17 protein-coding genes are annotated in these 17030 nt (G+C 62.3%); 6 read left to right on the top strand and 11 right to left on the bottom strand.

The features are described 5' to 3' along the window. Window positions 1–46 precede the first annotated feature (46 nt). The 8 genes from TMS3_RS06410 to TMS3_RS06375 all read right to left on the bottom strand — a co-directional run bounded on the left by TMS3_RS06410 (window position 47) and on the right by TMS3_RS06375 (window position 8541). Window positions 47–1327 carry a TRAP transporter large permease gene (locus TMS3_RS06410; protein WP_025164433.1) on the bottom strand — a complete coding sequence of 427 codons (1281 nt, stop codon included), beginning with the start codon at window positions 1325–1327 and terminating at the stop codon, window positions 47–49. After that, the gene (locus tag TMS3_RS06405) at window positions 1327–1983 is read right to left on the bottom strand and encodes a TRAP transporter small permease (RefSeq protein ID WP_025164432.1); all 657 of its coding nucleotides are present in this window, start codon (window positions 1981–1983) and stop codon (window positions 1327–1329) included. The genes TMS3_RS06410 and TMS3_RS06405 overlap by 1 nt, the downstream gene beginning before the upstream one ends. 82 nt (window positions 1984–2065) lie before the next feature. Further along, a complete protein-coding gene (gene dctP / locus TMS3_RS06400; protein WP_025164431.1) occupies window positions 2066–3085 on the bottom strand; it encodes a TRAP transporter substrate-binding protein DctP in 1020 nt (339 codons plus the stop codon). 56 nt (window positions 3086–3141) lie between these two features. After that, window positions 3142–4119 carry an agmatinase gene (speB, locus tag TMS3_RS06395; protein WP_025164430.1) on the bottom strand — a complete coding sequence of 326 codons (978 nt, stop codon included), beginning with the start codon at window positions 4117–4119 and terminating at the stop codon, window positions 3142–3144. A 151-nt stretch (window positions 4120–4270) separates the two neighbouring features. Further along, the gene (locus TMS3_RS06390) at window positions 4271–5167 is read right to left on the bottom strand and encodes a LysR family transcriptional regulator (RefSeq protein WP_029866153.1); all 897 of its coding nucleotides are present in this window, start codon (window positions 5165–5167) and stop codon (window positions 4271–4273) included. A 260-nt stretch (window positions 5168–5427) separates the two neighbouring features. Beyond that, window positions 5428–6291 (bottom strand): LysR family transcriptional regulator, encoded by an 864-nt coding sequence (locus TMS3_RS06385; protein WP_025164429.1) that lies wholly within the window; start codon window positions 6289–6291, stop codon window positions 5428–5430. A 447-nt stretch (window positions 6292–6738) separates the two neighbouring features. Then, the gene (locus tag TMS3_RS06380) at window positions 6739–8016 is read right to left on the bottom strand and encodes a cation:proton antiporter (RefSeq protein ID WP_025164428.1); all 1278 of its coding nucleotides are present in this window, start codon (window positions 8014–8016) and stop codon (window positions 6739–6741) included. Window positions 8017–8139: 123 nt separating this feature from the next. Next, window positions 8140–8541, bottom strand: coding sequence for a DUF4345 domain-containing protein (locus TMS3_RS06375; protein ID WP_025164427.1), 402 nt, complete (start codon window positions 8539–8541; stop codon window positions 8140–8142). 133 nt (window positions 8542–8674) lie between these two features. Between TMS3_RS06375 and TMS3_RS06370 the strand changes: the two genes are divergently transcribed. Together TMS3_RS06370 and ypfJ are read left to right on the top strand one after the other, a co-directional pair. Next, entirely contained in the window at window positions 8675–9109 is a 435-nt protein-coding gene (locus TMS3_RS06370; protein ID WP_025164426.1) for a DUF411 domain-containing protein, read from the top strand. Window positions 9110–9193: 84 nt separating this feature from the next. Continuing rightward, the gene (gene ypfJ / locus TMS3_RS06365) at window positions 9194–10069 is read left to right on the top strand and encodes a KPN_02809 family neutral zinc metallopeptidase (protein WP_025164425.1); all 876 of its coding nucleotides are present in this window, start codon (window positions 9194–9196) and stop codon (window positions 10067–10069) included. Between the two features lie 91 nt (window positions 10070–10160). On the opposite strand, the gene TMS3_RS06360 is transcribed toward ypfJ, so the two are convergent. Next, window positions 10161–11048, bottom strand: a complete 888-nt coding sequence (locus TMS3_RS06360) for a PA4780 family RIO1-like protein kinase (protein ID WP_025164424.1) — start codon at window positions 11046–11048, stop codon at window positions 10161–10163. 108 nt (window positions 11049–11156) lie between these two features. Next, complete coding sequence (locus tag TMS3_RS06355) at window positions 11157–12047, bottom strand: LysR family transcriptional regulator (protein WP_025164423.1); 891 nt, start codon at window positions 12045–12047, stop codon at window positions 11157–11159. Window positions 12048–12148: 101 nt separating this feature from the next. Between TMS3_RS06355 and TMS3_RS06350 the strand changes: the two genes are divergently transcribed. The 3 genes from TMS3_RS06350 to ada all read left to right on the top strand — a co-directional run bounded on the left by TMS3_RS06350 (window position 12149) and on the right by ada (window position 14368). Then, window positions 12149–12790, top strand: coding sequence for an NAD(P)-dependent oxidoreductase (locus tag TMS3_RS06350; RefSeq protein WP_025164422.1), 642 nt, complete (start codon window positions 12149–12151; stop codon window positions 12788–12790). A 106-nt stretch (window positions 12791–12896) separates the two neighbouring features. Further along, window positions 12897–13178 carry a DUF2218 domain-containing protein gene (locus TMS3_RS06345; protein ID WP_025164421.1) on the top strand — a complete coding sequence of 94 codons (282 nt, stop codon included), beginning with the start codon at window positions 12897–12899 and terminating at the stop codon, window positions 13176–13178. Between the two features lie 146 nt (window positions 13179–13324). Beyond that, window positions 13325–14368 carry a bifunctional DNA-binding transcriptional regulator/O6-methylguanine-DNA methyltransferase Ada gene (gene ada, locus TMS3_RS06340; RefSeq protein WP_025164420.1) on the top strand — a complete coding sequence of 348 codons (1044 nt, stop codon included), beginning with the start codon at window positions 13325–13327 and terminating at the stop codon, window positions 14366–14368. A gap of 116 nt (window positions 14369–14484) precedes the next feature. On the opposite strand, the gene TMS3_RS06335 is transcribed toward ada, so the two are convergent. Then, window positions 14485–16056 carry a BCCT family transporter gene (locus TMS3_RS06335; protein ID WP_025164419.1) on the bottom strand — a complete coding sequence of 524 codons (1572 nt, stop codon included), beginning with the start codon at window positions 16054–16056 and terminating at the stop codon, window positions 14485–14487. A gap of 381 nt (window positions 16057–16437) precedes the next feature. Between TMS3_RS06335 and TMS3_RS06330 the strand changes: the two genes are divergently transcribed. Further along, window positions 16438–17028, top strand: a complete 591-nt coding sequence (locus tag TMS3_RS06330) for an amino acid synthesis family protein (RefSeq protein ID WP_025164418.1) — start codon at window positions 16438–16440, stop codon at window positions 17026–17028. Window positions 17029–17030: the final 2 nt, after the last annotated feature.

Genomic DNA, 17030 nt, shown 5'->3' with positions numbered 1-17030 from the left:
GGCAGCAGTCAGGCCAGTGGCGACCTCAGACGTGCTCGAGGTAGAGCTACCTGAACACCAGATCCCTGAGGAAGAGCGCGATCGGCGGAAAATAGATCAGCGCCACAGCCGCGCCAACCTTGATCAGGAAGAAGGGCAAGGAGCCGCGAATACAATCGATATAGGGCCGACGGAACACCGCGGTCGCGGTGAAGATGTCACAACCGAACGGCGGCGTCGCACCACCAATTGCCACTTGCAAGATGACGACCACCCCCACCAGCACCGGATCCAGCCCAGAGGCGACAATCAGCGGCATAAATATCGGCGTCAGCACCAAGATCACCACGATCGAATCGACGAACATGCAGCCGATGAAAAACGCCAGAGTGATCGCAAACAAAATGACATAAGGGTCGGCCGCATCAAGGCCGAACGACTGGATGATCCCCTGCGGAATTTGCGCATAGGCCAGCACCCAGGAAAAAGCCGCTCCTGCCGCAATCAGGATAAATACCACCGAGGTGATCATGCCTGTGGAGCGCGCAATGCCTAGCAGTTCACTCGGTTTGATCGAACGGAAGACCACCACTTCAAGGACAATGGCATAGACCGCGCAAACAGCCGCGGCTTCCGTCGGGCTGAAAATGCCGCCATAGATCCCGCCGATGACGATTGCCGGAAAACCCGCGGGCCAGAGCGCTCGGCGCATGGCCAGGAAACGCTCAGACCAGCTGGCTTTCTCGACGGTCGGGATGTTGCGGCGAACCGCATAGAAGAAGCTGTAGCAGGAGAACGCCAGCAGCAGCAACAGCCCGGGCCCGATGCCGGCGATGAACAGTTCAGAGACCGAAGTACCCGAAGCCACACCAAACACGATCATCCCGATCGACGGAGGGATCAGGCAGGCCAGACCGGCCGAGTTGACCGCCAAGGCGATGGTGAAGCTGTCGCCATAGCCGGACTGGAGCATTTTCGTGCGCATCGGCGAGCCGATCGCCACCACAGTGGCCTGGGTCGAACCGGAGACCGCACCGAACATGCCGCAGGCGTTGACCACCGCCACCGCCAAACCGCCCCGCTGGTGACCGACAAACCGCAGCACCAGGTCAAGCAGGCGATCGGCCGAATGCCCCTTGGTGATGACGTCCGCGGCGAACATGAACATCGGCACGGCGATTAGCGACGCTGGTTTAACCCCACCGATCATCTGCTGAATGATCAGCTGCGGATTCAAGTCCGGCAAATAGAAGATAAAAGCGCCCAGTGTCGCCCCCAGCAGCGGCACCATCATGGGAAACCCCGCGAGCAGCAGGATGATCATGATCGTCAGCATTAAGGCAGTCATTACTTCGTCTCCTTGAGCGCTGCATGCTGCGCCGCGCTGCCGGATGGCGCGTTACATTCATCGCGGTCCGCGTCGCCCACCGCGGCAACATCGGCGAGTTCCACCGCCTCGTATTCATCACGCTTGCTGTAGGAGACATAAACTTCGGGATCGGAAAAATCGAGGTTGCGCCAGGCAGTCAGCAGATACTGCATGCCGGTGATCACGAAACCCAGCACCACCGGGACATAGGAAAGGTACAGCGGGACTTTCAACGCAGGCGTCAAGCGCCCACGACTGGCGGTCTTGGCGACGTATTCAAAGGCGAAATAGGCCAGCGCAAACATGATGGCGGCCGTCACCAGGGCGATCACTATCATCAGCACTTTCTTGGCAACTGCCGGAAGCAGATCATAAATGGCTGTCATCCGGATATGCCGCCCGTTGCGGGTCACATAACCAAGCCCGAGGAAGGTAATCAGCACCATCAGGAACTCATTGAGCTCCTCGACGAAATAGATGCTCTCGCTGAACACGAATCGCCCGAAAACATTGGCGAAGGCAAAAGCCGCCAAGGCCAGTATCGCCAACCCCAAAAGCGTGCCTTCGACTTTCCCGAGCAGGCGATCCAGACCAATAAGAGAGTGATTGGCGGGCGACATTTTATTCTTGTGCATAGTTGCCTCTATCTGCAGCTTACTCAACCGATCGAGCACCTACAGCCAGGCAGGAGCGCACCTGGCTGTAGGCTGCGGTACCTTAGTTAGCGCGTTCTCCTTTCGCGACCTCTTGCAGGATCGAGGCAAGCAACTTCTTGCCGCGCGCCCCGATGTGCTCTCCAACTTTCTCGTGAGTTTTCTGGCTGGCTTGGCGAAACACCTCCCGCTCGGCTTCGCTCAACTGCACCATCTGCATGTCGGGTTTGGCCGCTTTGATGGCCTGCAAACGCTCGGCGTTGTATTGCTGCACTGCCTCAGCGATATAACCGTTCATGCCGCCTATGGTTTCGTCGATCAGTTGTTGCCGTTGCGCCGGGAGACCCTGATACCAGTCGTCGCCGGTCATGATCGCCGTCACCAGTTCCTGCTCTCCCGCCCAGATCATGAAGTCAGTCACTTCGTAAAACTTCATCTCCTGGATGGCCGGGACCGGATTGGTTTGCCCATCGATTTGCTTCAACTGCAGGCCACCGTAGACTTCGCCAAATGGCATCGGTGTCGGGCTGGCGCCCAGGTCCGCATAGGCCTCGAGCAGTACCGGCGAGACCATGACGCGCATCTTGAAGCCTTTCAGGTCAGCGGGGCTGCGCACCAGACGATTCGTAGTCCAGACCTGCGGTCCCTCGGAAAACAGCGTCTGCAGTCGCAGGCCTTTATCCGCAAATGCCGCGCCCAGATCACCACGCAAAAGCGTCTCTGAATTGAGTAACTCGGTTACGGCGGCGGGGTTCTCAGGCAGCACATAATTCATCAGAAACACTTGCGACTCGGGCACCAGGGTACCCAGCGCTCCCACCGCGACGTTGACGAAGTTGATCGCCCCATCAGCCGTCTGCTCAACCATTTCGGCCGAAGTCCCGAGCTGCCCGAGGTAGTAGATCTTTACTTCAACTTCACCTTTAGTGGCCTGTTCAATGCGGTTCTTGAACTCCTTGGCATAGACATCCATCAAGGATTCCGGCGGTTCTTCAATCGAGTACTTCCACACCTCGGCGGAAAAAGCGCTGGAACTGGCCACTAGCAACGCAGCAACACTCAACAGTGTTTTGAAACGAGTCATAGTTTTTCTCCGGTACGCAGTTGTTGTAATTGTTCTGGATATCCGTTTGAACGTACTTACTGCGTCTTCGCCTGGGCGCGCTCGTGAAAGATGAAACCGATGCTGTTGAGCAGCAGTTGCGCGGCGAGAATCGAGGTCATCCCGGTGGGGTCGTACACCGGCGCCACCTCGACCAGGTCCATGCCGACGATATTGCCCTGGCTGCGCTTGGCCAGTGCCTGGATGATTTCCAGTACTTCGTAGTAGAGAAAACCGCCGTGACTCGGGGTGCCGGTGCCCGGCGCGATGGACGGATCGAAGCCGTCGATGTCGATGGTGATGTAGTAGGGCACGCCGCTGGGAATCAGCTCCAGCACGCCTTGCGTGCCGAGGCGACGCACATCGCGGACCGACAGGATATGCGAGCCGGCACTGCGCGCCGCGTCGTAGTCGTCGCGGTTGGAGGAGGACACGTTGCGGATGCCCATCTGGGTCATGCCGACGATGTGGTTCATCTCCGAGGCACGGCGCAGAGGGCTGCCATGGCCATAGCGCACGCCATGGCGCTCGTCGACGAAATCCAGGTGCGCATCGACATGGATGATATGGATCGGCCCGCGCCCTTCGAAGGCCTTGATCACCGGCGCATGCACCGAGTGGTCGCCGCCCAGCACCACCGGCATGGCGCCAGCCTCGAGGATCTTGCGCACGGCGAACTCGGTGTTGGCGTTGCTCGTGGCCATATCGGTATGCACGATGTCGGCGTCGCCGACGTCGACCATGCGCACGTCTTCGGCTGTCAGGTACATCACGTCGTCTTCGTGATCGTAGGCGCCAGCGTGGCCGAAGGAAAACAGGGTGGAGGCCTCGCGAATACCGCGCGGTCCGAAGCGTGCGCCGGAGCGCCACTGGGTGCCCATGTCGTTGGGCGCGCCGAGGATCGCCACATCGGCATTCAGGCTATCCCAGTCGGTGCACACCGGGGATTTGGCGAAGGTGCAATGACCCACGAACGGCAGGTTCAGGCGACCGGCTTCGTAATTGTTTTTGCTCACGGTTATCTCCTGGAATCGGCTTCATCGAAGCAATAATCGACGACGCCCCATTGTTAAGAGCCGCGGAAAAACCAAGCAATATTGGGTATCGGATGTTCAGATCGGGGATTACCGATCTATCCGCGCGGCACCGGCCGGGGCCGCGCGCTGCTCAGCCGGCCAGCTCGGCCTGCAGGTCGTCGAGGATGGTCTCCACCAACAGGCTGTGATCCTGTCCCCGGCGCATGACGATCTCGAACGGTGAGGCGATCACGATCTGCTGTGGAAACAGCCGTTGCAGCGCCCCGGACTCGACCCAGCGCTGGGCATAGTGGGTTGGCAGAAAACCCAGGTAGTTGCCACTGAGGATCAGCAGCGCCTGGGCCTCGACGTTGGCCACCAGGGCCGCTGCCTCGGTGACTCCCAGAGCCTCCAGATCGCCGCGGCGCATGTAGGACCGCGCCACCACCTTCAGGCTCGGCAGCGCCGCGCGCAACGCCTCGAGCGTGGGGTAGCGGCCGGCGGCCAGGGCACTGCCGTACAGCCCCTGCTCCTCGTCATACAGCGGTCGGTACAGCAGGCCCGGCACATGGGCGTGGAAGTGGCCCACGGCCAGGTGCAGGGTGCCCTCCAGCACCGCCTTCTCCAGCTCGGCCGGGGTGCCGATCTGCACGTTCAGGTAGACGTCCTGACAGCGGTCGGAGAAGCGCCGAATCGCCCCGGCCACCGGCGAGCGGGTATCGGTGATGGTGTTGTCGATCAGCCCCAGGTTCAGCCAGCCGCCGAGCGTGCGGCGGATCAATTCCGCGTCCGAGCGAAAATCATCCAGCGCCGCCAGCAGACGCTTGGACGACAGGTACAGCGCCTCGCCCTGCTCGGTCAGGCGAAAGCCGCCACGCCCGCGCTCGCACAAACGCACGCCGAGGCGCCCTTCCAGTTGGCTGACGTACTCGCTGATGGTCGACTGGCCGATATTCAGCACCGCCTGGGCCGCGGCGAAGCCGCCGTGCTTGACGATGGTCTCGAAGACCCGCAGCAGCTTCAGGTCGATGGTATGCAGTTGGTTCATGGCGCTGTCATCTGTCGGAATGAAAGGACCGGCTTCGCTGAGCCGGGCGGTCAGGCCCGCAGCCCTCCTGGCCCTTGCCTAGGCATACAGCCATTACGCCGACGGGTCCAGCCTGCGGAGCCTTCCCGCGCCGATAAGCCCGGAACGGGGACAGATATCCTTGCAGCCGCGCTGGTGACCCGAAGGGTCGCGGTATGCACCGCCAGCCACACCTTAAGCCACCTGCTTGAAAACTGCAGCGCCTCGATCCATCGAGGCAACTAAGCACCTGCGGCACCTAGCAGGATTTCTGCCGTGGTCTCACGCAGAATCCGCAGGGCCAGCCCCACTGTTCCTGGCTGCGGATCCAGCGGATAGACCAGATAAGCCGGCAGCAAAAAATCCGGCGCCTGAGGGTGCCGGTGCAATAGCCCAGCGGCCAGCTGACACCTGACCAGGCGCAACGGAAAGTACCCGGCGCCACCGTAGGCAAGAATGTGGTTGAGGCCCAGCCAACCGATATTGGCGCTCAGTCCGGGGCCGAGAAAATCTGGGAAAGCAGCGCTGTGCTTGCTGGCGAACTCTGGGCCCCAGTCGATGTACACATAGTTTTCGCCGAGTGGGGGTTCGGCGTTGCTGGATGATACATAGACCAACTGCTCTTCGAGCAGCGCTTCCACCATCAGTCCAGGGCGGTTCTGGGGGGTGTACATCACACCGATGTGGGTGCGCCCTTCGACCAGCCCCTGAATCAGTTCATCTTCAAAAGCGATCTCGGCATGTACCGCGATATCGGGTGCCGCGTGGCGGATACGCGGCAGACAGACGAACAGCAGCTCTTCCCAGAGCCCGAAACGTCCGCCTATGGTCAGCGATGCCCGAAAGCCCTTGGCCACGCCTATCTCATGGCGAGCCCGCTCCACAGTGCGCACAAGTGTGGCGGCATAGGATTGAAAGCGCTGACCCGCCGGGGTCAGCGCCGTGCCGGCCTTATTGCGAACAAACAGAATGCAGCCCAACTGTTCTTCCAGGGCGGCAATTCTCGCGCTGACGGTCGACTGCGTCACGAACAGCCGCGATGCCGCACTGCTGAAGTTTCCTGCGGCGATGACCGTCAGAAAGGTGCGCGCGAGTTCAGTATCCATAAGCAGCTAGCCCCGCAGTAAGCAGGTGCATCAATTGTTCGAGCTTCTGGTGCTCAAGGCCGACGAAGTGGACTCGCCGTAATTCAAATCGGAATTACCAATACTAAAGTCAATTATTTATCGTTATTCAACTGCATAAAGGCCGAGTAGCGTCGGAGTTGGGGTAGCCAAGAGGCTTCGCCGAGGAGGTCAAGATGCACTTGTTAGGTTCGGAAGATAGACAATCGCTGCGCACTATCGGCTTTGTACTGATGGGTTTCTTGCTGCTTATCGGCCTATTGATCGCGATCGCAGTGACTGTCGGCTGACAATACGCGAGCGGCAAAGTCACGCGATGCAACGGGGTGGAGTTGTGCACCTCATCGCTCGGGATGACCGAAACCGTCAAACCCACTCCCGTGCAAAACCGGGCAGTCCCATAACAGCGGCAACGCAAATAGCGCTGACTCACTCATGAGTCGGCGCAGCATCCGACGTTACCGTGTCGCCATAGATTCGCTTCACCAGCGGCCCAATCGTCAGGCCCTGGATCAGGATCGAGCCGAGCACGATGACGTAGGTGATGCTCAGCAGCAGGTCACGCTCCGCGCCCGCTGGCAGGGAAAGCGCCAGGGCCACCGAGATACCGCCGCGCAGGCCACCCCAGGAGAGGATGCGGATAGCGCCCTTGGGTATCGCTTCGCGTCCGGCCACGCTGCGGCGCAGAAACAGGATGGCCGGGGCGATGGTGACGATGCGCGAGCCCAGCACCAGCAGGGCCATCACCGCTCCAGCGGCGACATTCAGCCAGGAGAACGGCAGCAGCAGGATTTCCAGGCCCATCAAGGCGAACAGGAAGGCGTTGAGCATCTCGTCGATCAATTCCCAGAACTTGTCGACATACAGCCGCGTCTGGTCGGACATGCCATGACTGCGCCCCTGGTTGCCGATGATCAACCCGGCCACCACCATGGCGATCGGTGCCGAGACATGCGCGCCCGCCGCCAGCGCCGAGCCGCCGATGACCAGGGCCAGCGACAACATGACCTCGACCTGGTACTGGTCGATCGAACGCATCATCAGGTACACCCCGAACCCCAGCAGCAAGCCCAGGACGATGCCGCCCAGCGCCTCGGTGGCGAACAGTTCGACGATGCCCAGGGTCGTCGGCGCCTGGCCTTGCAGGGCGATGGTCAGCAGCACGGTGAACAGCACCACGGCGGTGCCGTCGTTGAACAGCGACTCACCGACTATGGTGGTTTCCAGCGGCTTGGGCGCCCCCGCGCTGCGCAGGATGCCGAGCACCGCAATCGGATCGGTCGGCGAGATAAGCGCACCGAACAGCAGGCAATAGAGGAAACTCACCGACCAACCAAACAGCCCCAACATCCAGTAGGCCATGCCTGCAATCATCAGAGTCGAGAGCAGCACGCCGACTGTCGCCAGCAAGCCGATCGGCCACTTATAGCTGTGCAGGTCGCCGAGCTTGACGTGTAGGGCACCGGCGAACAGCAGGAACGACAGCATCCAGTCCATCAACAGGCTCTGGAATGACATCTGCCGAATCAGGTCGCCGACCTGATCCTCAAGCACCGGGTAGCCTGCGAGGGTCACCCCATGCAGCACCAGCGAGAAGATCAAGGCAGTCGCCATGACCCCGATCGCCGGCGGTAGATTGGTGAAGCGATAGCTGACGTAAGTCATCAGCGTGGTCAGGCAGATGAACGCCGCCGCGAGTTCAAGCATTACGTATCCTTACCGGTGCATCGGCGCAGAGGTTCGAGGGAATGTGCAGACGCGCACTCGGCGTCTTGGTTGCGGGCCGCACCCTAGCGGCTCTCACACTCAAGCGCGTCGATCCAGGTCGCATCAATCGGCATCGAACACTGGCTGCGACAAGCCGCGCAACGCCCAGAAGGCCAGCCCGGCGGAGACCACTTCGAGCAACAGCGCCACCAGATTGAAGGTCTGCTGGGCGCCGCCGTCCAGCCACAGGCCGCCGATCCGCGCCAACGCCATAGCGCTGTAGAGCAGTACCAGCAGGGTCAGCGCCGCGTGGGTCAGGTCGAGACGAATCAGCGCCAAGCCCAGGAAAGCCGCCAACCCCAGCTGCAGCCCCCCGTAATAGGCGCGCACATCGGTCGCCGCAGCCGGCGCCATCAGCAGCATGCCGCTAAGGTTGCTCATCTCGTGCGGGCGAATGAAATAAACCAGGCCCAGGCCAGCCAGGGCCAGCAGCTGGATGACCAGAATGACGCGTGCAAGCAGCATCGACAGCTTCCTTCCCGTAGTGCGATCAGGCCAGCATAGGCCGCCGCTCGCGTATCCGGAAACACTCGATGAATTGGATTGGCTGTGCAGCGACGCTATGCTCGCGGCAACACCTCTAGCGAGAGCCTCTCTAATGCGCCTGTTTTTCCTGCTCGGCGGACTCTTCGCCGGCCTGCTTCATGCCGCCGAACCACTGACCATCGACGTCTATCGCGACCCCAACTGCGGCTGTTGCAAGGCCTGGATCAGCCACTTGCAAGACAATGGCTTCAGCGTCAACGACCACCTCGAAGCCGATATGCCGGCGCTCAAACAGCGCCTCGGAGTGCCGCCACGTTTGGCCTCCTGTCATACCGGGGTGATCGACGGCCGCTTCGTCGAGGGCCACGTACCGGCCGCCGACATCCTCAAGCTGCGCCAGCAACCGGACCTGCTCGGCGCCGCTGTGCCGGGCATGCCGACCGGCTCGCCCGGCATGGAGCGCGGCGACATTCGCGATGCCTACCAGGTCATCGGCCTCGGCCCGAATGGCGACGAGCAAGTGCTGGCCGACTATCCGGCTAACTGATCACTCCCGAGCTGACGACCGGACTGGCCGTGGCGCAGCAGAGCGACGACACTCAATCGCTGGCCTGACAGAAGGAATCAAACCATGCGCTGGAAACGGGCACGACGCAGTGACAACGTAGTGGATGCGCGCAGCAGTGGCGGCGGCCGACGCTTCGCTGGCGGCAAGGGTTTGAGTCTCGGCGGTATCGCTGCGGTGGTGGTGATCGGCCTGCTGATGGGCCAGGACCCGCTGCAGATCCTCGGTCAGCTGGCCGGCCAGGCGACCCAGAGCAGCTCGCTAGACCAGCCGCAGAACAGCGCACCGCCGACCAATGATGAACAGTCGGAGTTCGTCCGCGCCATCCTCGGCGACACCGAAGACACCTGGCGCGCGATTTTCCAGAGCGCCAACCGCCACTACCGCGACCCGACTCTGGTGTTGTTTCGCGGCGGGGTCGATTCCGCCTGCGGCTTCGCCAACTCGGCAGTCGGCCCCTTCTACTGTCCTGGCGATCAGCGGGTCTATCTCGACCTGGCGTTCTTCCGCGAGCTGGAGCAGCGTTTCTCCGCGGCTGGCGATTTTGCCCAGGCTTATGTGATCGCCCACGAAGTCGGCCACCACGTACAGACCCTGCTCGGCGTCTCGGCCAAGGTCAATGCCGCGCGGCAGCGCGGCGAACGACTGGAAGGCGATAACGGCTTGCTGGTGCGCCAGGAGTTACAGGCCGACTGCCTGGCCGGAGTCTGGGCGCATCACGCCCAGCGCCGTCTGGACTGGCTGGAGAGTGGCGATCTGGAAGAAGCCTTGAATGCCGCCAATGCCATCGGCGATGACCGCCTGCAGAAACAGGCTCGCGGCCAGGTGGTGCCGGACTCTTTCACCCACGGCACCTCGGCGCAGCGCGTGCGCTGGTTCAAGGCGGGTTTCGAACAGGGTCAAGTGAGCCGCTGCGATACCTTCCAGACCGCACGGCTGTAGGCCGGGTCTGCCGCGCTACTACAGCGCGACTACAGCACCATAAGACGCAAACAAAAAAGGCGGGCCGAGGCCCACCTTTGCTTGCTACTGGCTATTGCATCCAGGGCGGTGGCGGCTCTTCGCCCTTGGGCGCGTCCTCGGCATTCAGCAAGGCCTGGCGGCGCGCCTCATCGGCCAGGGCCGCCTTGATTTCATTGAGCACCGCATCGACATCCGCGTCCTCTTCCGGGTCGGCGAATTCACCGGTCAACTTGCTCGCCGGGGTCAGCTTGCCTTCCTCATACAGCGCCCACATTTCCTTGGCGTACTTGCTGTATTTCAGCTCCGGGGCGAACTGACCGAAGTAGGCGGACATATTGCCGACGTCGCGTTCAAGCATCGTGAACGCATGGTTGTTACCGGCCGCATCCACCGCCTGCGGCAGGTCGATGATCACCGGGCCCTCGGGGCCGAGCAACACGTTGAACTCGGACAAGTCGCCATGCACCAGGCCGGCGCAGAGCATCTTCACCACTTCCTCGATCATGAAGGCGTGGAACTCGCGAGCATCCTCCGGGTGCAGGTCGACGTCATTCAGGCGCGGTGCCGCATCGCCCTCCTCGTCGGTGACCAACTCCATCAGCAATACGCCTTCGAGGAAGTCATATGGCTTGGGCACCCGCACCCCGGCACCGGCCAGATGGAACAGGGCCGCCACTTCGGCGTTCTGCCAGGAGTCTTCCTGACCCTTGCGCCCGTACTTGGTGCCCTTGGTCATGGCCCGTGCGTCACGGCTGTTACGCACCTTGCGGCCTTCCTGGTAGACCGCGGCCTGGCGGAAGCTACGCTTGTTGGCTTCTTTGTAGACCTTGGCGCAGCGCAGCTCAGTACCGCAGCGCACTACAAATACCTCGGCTTCCTTACCGCTCATCAGCGGGCGTATCACCTCGTCGACCAGACCAGCCTCGACCAGGGGTTCAATGCGTTTTGGCGTCTTCATCAGCTTTAACTAGGGGTCCTGTGTTGCCTATTGCGCGTAAGCAGCCCGTTATACGGCAATCCTCCGGCAGCGCCCAGCCTATACCGACCATTGCAGCGTTTAGTGTCGCTATCGCATGGACAAATGTTGCCGTAATGCCTCGATGGCATAGCGCACCTTGGCCGGCTGGGCGTCACGTCGCGGGGTCACAATATAGATACCGAATGCCGGCAATTGCCAGTCGGCGAGCAGCTCGCGCAGATCGCCCGTGGCCAGTTCTTCGCGCACCTCATGCGCGGGCTGCAGGGAGACGCCCATGCCGCCCAGAGTGAAGTTGCGCAAGGCCACGATGTTGTTGCACCCCACCCGACTCTCGATGCGCAGGCGCTGCACATCGCCATCCGGGCCATGCAGGGTCAGTAACTTGTGCGACAGCTCGCCATTCATCGTCAGCCAGTCCAGGCCGATCAAGTCTTGCGGATGACTGATAGGCCGGCGCTGCGCCAGGTAACTGGGCGCAGCGCACAGCAGCATGCGCGTCTCGCCGATATGCCGCGCCACCAGGCTGGAGTCCTCGAGCTTGCCAACCCGGATCGCCAGATCGATGCGCTGCTCGATCAAGTCGATCTGCTCGTCCTGGAAGAACAGCTGCAGACTCAGTCCCCTGTGCGCCTGCAGCAGCGGTGCCAGAGCCGCACAGATCGGGCGCCCGGAAAACCCAACGGGGGCGGCGATGCGTAACTCGCCCACCGGCGCGTCGCGCAGTTCGGCCAGGCGCTGCTCGGCCTGCTCAGCCAATGCCAGCACCTGGGCGCAGCTTTGGTAGAAGACAGCCCCGGCCTCGGTCAGGGTCAGTTTGCGCGTGGTGCGATGCAACAGGCTGACCTGGGTGCTGTCTTCCAGCTTGCGGATCTGCTGACTGACCGCCGACGGCGTCATGCCGAGAACCTCGGCGGCCGCGACCATGGAGCCGCGATCGACCACGGTGGCGAAGACCGCCATGCGCTTGAGCTGCTCCATTAGTAAGCCCTACTTAATAGTGAAAGCCTTTTTAGCCTATTTTTCCGGCCTTTATCCAGCTGCAATTATATGTCCCACCAATCGCTCACCTGGAGACACCCATGAAAATTGCCCTGATAGGCGCCAGCGGTTTCGTCGGCAGCGCCGTCCTGCAAGAAGCCTTGAACCGCGGCCATCGGGTCACCGGTATCGTCCGTCACCCGGAAAAACTGCTGCCACAGCCGACACTGACCGCCGTAGCCGCAGACGCCTACGATGCCGAGGCGCTCAGCGGCCAACTGGCTGAGCACGACGCGGTCATTCATGCCTTCAACCCGGGCTGGGGCACAGCCGATATTCGTCAGCGCTTTGTCCAGGGCACCCAAGCCATTTACGCGGCGGTCAAACAGGCCGCAGTCAAACGCCTGCTGGTGGTCGGTGGTGCCGGCAGCCTTTACGTCGCGCCCGGCCTGCAACTGCTCGACACTGCGGACTTCCCCGCCGACTACAAAGAAGGTGCAGAAGGCGCACGCCAGGCGCTGCAACTGATCCAGAGCGAAACGGCGCTGGACTGGAGCTTCATCTCGCCGCCGGCGCACCTTCATCCAGGCAAACGCACCGGACAGTTCCGCCTCGGTGGCGATCAACTGCTGATGTCCGGTGAAGCGCCCGCAGGAATCGCCGTGACCGATCTGGCGGTGGCGATCATCGATGAGCTGGAAAATCCGCAGCATATCCGCCAGCGCTTTACCGTCGCTTACTGAAGCGGCGCACAGCTGCGCAGGTGCGGCCCAGCGGCTTTCCCGCAACGCACCTTGAGCGAGTTCTTTCACGATCACTTCCCCGCAATTTCCAAACATTGGAGACGACATGACCCTGACCGCTAACGCCTTTGTGCCCACGGCAACACCCGCGCGCTATATCGGCCGTCTGTGCAAACACTTCGCCCACAAGATTCCCGTCACTTTCGACGAGCAGCAGGGCCGTATCGAATTCGCCTTCGGCCTGTCGCTCCTGCACGCGGAACCGACTGGCCTGCGCCTAAGCGTGGAGAGTGCCAACCGGGACGACCTGGATAAACTCAAGCAGGTGGTCGCCAACCACTTCGAGCGCTTCGCCTGGCAGGAAGCCCTGACCCTCGACTGGCAATAACCCACCCTGACAACCGTTGCACTCGCAAGGTATTCGGCGCCTGCCGAACCTTGCGTTGCAGGACCGGCCAGTTTGAAAGCGCGATTCGGATTGGCGTCGCCGGCGCAAGCGCCGACAATCGACTTATCGTCCACCGGAGCCGCGCCATGCTCGATCCCGACCTCTGCTGGCAAGCCGTCTGCGCCCGCGACGCCGCGCGCGATGGCCAGTTCGTCTTCGCCGTCCGCTCCACCGGCATCTATTGCCGGCCGAGCTGTCCGGCGCGCCGGCCGCTGCGCCACAACGTCAGTTTTCATCCCTGTCCCGCCAGCGCCGAGAGCGCGGGCTTTCGCGCCTGCAAGCGTTGTTCGCCGCAGGGCGCCAGCCCGGCCGAGCAGCTCGACCAACTGGTGACGGCCGCCTGCCGCCTGCTCGCCGAACTGCAACCGACACCAACCCTGGAACAACTTGCCGCGCGCATCGGCCTGTCGCCCTCGCACCTGGTGCGCGCCTTCAAGGCCCGCACCGGATTGACGCCGAAAGCCTGGGTCAGCGCCCAGCGCCGCGCGCAGTTGGAAACGCAGCTGCCCCAGGCAGGCTCGGTGCTGGATGCCGCACTGGCCGCCGGCTATTCCGGCACCCGCGCGCTGTATGAGCACAATGATGCGTTGACACCTACGCAGCGCCGCCAGCAAGCGGCCGGTGAAGTACTGCGCTACACCATCGCCGCCTGCCCATTGGGTCAACTGCTGCTGGCCAGCAGCGCCAGAGGCGTCTGCGCCCTGCTGTTCGGCGACGCTGTCGAGCAGCTCGAAGACGAACTGCAGCAACGCTTCGCCGCCGCCCAGTTGCAACGTGACGATGCCGAGCTGGGTGACTGGCTGCAGCAGGTGGTCGCCCAGATCGAGGAGCCGCAACGCGCCGCGCAACTGCCGCTGGACCTGCGCGGTACGGCCTTCCAGCAACAGGTGTGGCGCGCCTTGCGGCAGATCCCGGTGGGCCAGACCCGGCGCTACGGCGAACTGGCCGCCAGCATCGGCAGCCACCCACGTGCGGTGGCCCGCGCCTGCGCCAGCAACCCGCTGGGCCTGCTGATACCCTGCCACCGGGTGGTCGCCGCCAACGGTGCCCTGGGTGGCTACCGCTGGGGCGTGGAGCGCAAGGCCGCGCTGCTACGCCGCGAGCAGGAGCCCGGTGCAGCACCGTCCTAGAGCGATCTGCCATCTGACCACACCCGCAAGCCAGAAACGCAACCGCCGCCCAATGGGCGGCGGTAACTAAGGGGGCGAAGCCGCAGCGCTGGTGAGTCGCTACGACAACCTTGGGCTTACGCTCGTTGAGCGCTTTCTATACCCAGGCGCTCGCCCTCTTCCTGGTGCAGGGCGCGCACCAGGCTGTAACAGATCACCAGTAGCACCACGGAGAACGGCAGCGCTGCGGCGATAGTAGCCGCCTGCAAGCCTTTCAGCCCACCGGCCAGCAGCAACACGCCGGCCAGCGCGCCGAGCCCCAGGCCCCAGATGATGCGGAAGCGCTGCGGCGGGTTCTGATCGCCCATCGACAGGATGGTGCAGATCACCAGAGTGGCCGAGTCGGCCGAGGTGACGAACCAGCTGACGATCATCAGGGTCGCCAGGCCGGCCATGGCCATGGTTGCCCACTGCACGTTCAGGCCTTCGATGGTCTTGTACAACACCATGGTGACATCAGAGTTGGCCACGGCATTCAGGTCGATGACGCCGGCCAGCTGCAGGTAAACCCCGGTACCGCCCATGATCACGATCCACAGGAACGCGCCCAGAGTCGCGGCGAGCATGCCGCCCAGCACTACCTGGCGTACGGTGCGGCCACGGGAGATACGCGCGATGAACATGCCAACGAACGGGCCCCAGGACAGCCACCAGCCCCAATAGAAGATGGTCCACCAGCCCTGCCACTGACGCTCGGGGTTGGAGTCGGTCCACATGCCCATCGGAATGAACGTGGCCAGGTAGTCGCCGATGCTGGTGGCGTACAAGCCGAGAAGGAACACGGTCGGCCCGGCCAGCAGGAGGAACAGGAAGAGGATGCCGCTCAGGCGAATGTTCCACTCGCTGAGCCAGAGGATGCCCTTGCGCACACCCGACACCGCCGACAGGGTGGCAACCACCGCCGTGCCAGAGATCAGGATCAACTGGTTAGTGGTGGATATCTCGATGCCGAACATATAGTTCAACCCGGCATTCATCTGCGACACGCCCAGGCCCAGGGTAGTGGCGGTGCCGAACAGGGTGCTGAAGATCGCCAGCAGGTCGACGGCATGGCCGATCGGTCCATAAATGCGCTCGCCGATCAGCGGATAGAGCGCCGAACGGATAGTCAGCGGCAAGCCGCGACGGTAGGCGAAATAGGCCAGGATCAGGCCGACGATGATGTAGATGCTCCAGCCGTGCAGCCCCCAGTGGAACATGGTCACGCGCAAGGCAATCTGCGCCGCTTCCGGGCTGTTGGCAGCCACCCCGGCCATGTCCATGAAAGGGTTGCCCTGCATGTGCATCAGCGGCTCGGCAATGCTCCAGAACAGCAGGCCGGTACCGACCGCGGCACTGAACAGCATGGCAAACCAGGAGAAGTTGCTGAACTCGGGACGCTCATCGTCACGACCCAGGCGCAGGTTGCCGAAACGGCTGAGCCCCACCCAGAAGGTGAAGAACAACACGCTGCTGACAACCGCCACGTAATACCAACCCAGGGAGCCTTCGATCCACTGCTTGATGCCGGTGTACAGGCCATTGGCGAGCTCACCGAAGAGCACGGTGAACAGCACGAACCCCACCACCATCACCAGGGATGAGATGGCCATCGTCGGGTTAACGCCTGCGAACAGACGCTGGGAGCCTTGCATAGGATGTTCGCTCACGGGCGCGTCTCCTCCTTATTTTTGTAGTGGGCACACAAAGTAGTGTTCATCGCCAATGCCGGGCACCCCGCCCTGCCTGCACCTAGTAGCTGCCGGAGACTCTAATACGAGCCTGCGACCTAGGGCTGCAACCGCCCGTCAACCAACCTGGAATGGGCAGCAGCATTTGCTTGTATTACGGTATACCATAAACCTAAACACGGAAGCAAAGCCCGCTAGTCGGTAACCCGGTGCGACCTTCGCAGGCCTAGAGCCTCAAGCCTTGAGGCCGACCAGCGGCGTGCTTGAAAAGCTTGACTTGCACGAGTCGTATTATGGTATACCATGATACCAGGCCAGCGCGATGCGCTTCACACTGCCTCATCCATTCAGGAGAGCCTCATGAGTTTTGAAATACGCAAGATCGTCAGCTACGTGGAAGAAACCCTTATCGAAGGCGGCAAGGCGACTGACAAGCCGGTGACCATGGTAGGTCTGGCCGTAGTAATGAAAAATCCCTGGGCTGGCCGCGGCTTCGTCGAAGACATCCGCTCGGAGCTCAACCCCCACGCCTCCGAACTGGGCGAGCTGATGGTCAAGCGCCTGATCGACGCCATTGGTGGCGCAGACAAGATCGAAGCCTATGGCAAGGCCGCCGTGGTCGGTGCCGACGGCGAGATCGAACACGCTTCCGCGGTGATCCACAACCTGCGCTTCGGCAACCATTATCGCCAGGCGGTGAACGCCAAGAGCTACCTGAGCTTCACCAACAAGCGCGGCGGTCCGGGCACCTCGATCCAGGTGCCGATGATGCATAAGGATGACGAAGGCGCGCGCTCGCACTACGTCACCCTGGAAATGCACATCGAAGACGCCCCGCGTGCCGACGAAATCGTCGTGGTCCTGGGCGCCTCCGACGGTGGCCGCCTGCACCCGCGCATCGGCAGCCGTTACATCGACCTGGAAGAGCTGGCCGCCGAGCAGGCTCAGTAAAC

It is taken from the genome of Pseudomonas taeanensis MS-3 (genome assembly GCF_000498575.2).
GTDB lineage: Bacteria > Pseudomonadota > Gammaproteobacteria > Pseudomonadales > Pseudomonadaceae > Aquipseudomonas > Aquipseudomonas taeanensis.
Note: the sequence above shows the minus strand (reverse complement) of the source record. Positions and strands in the feature narration are given on the sequence as shown.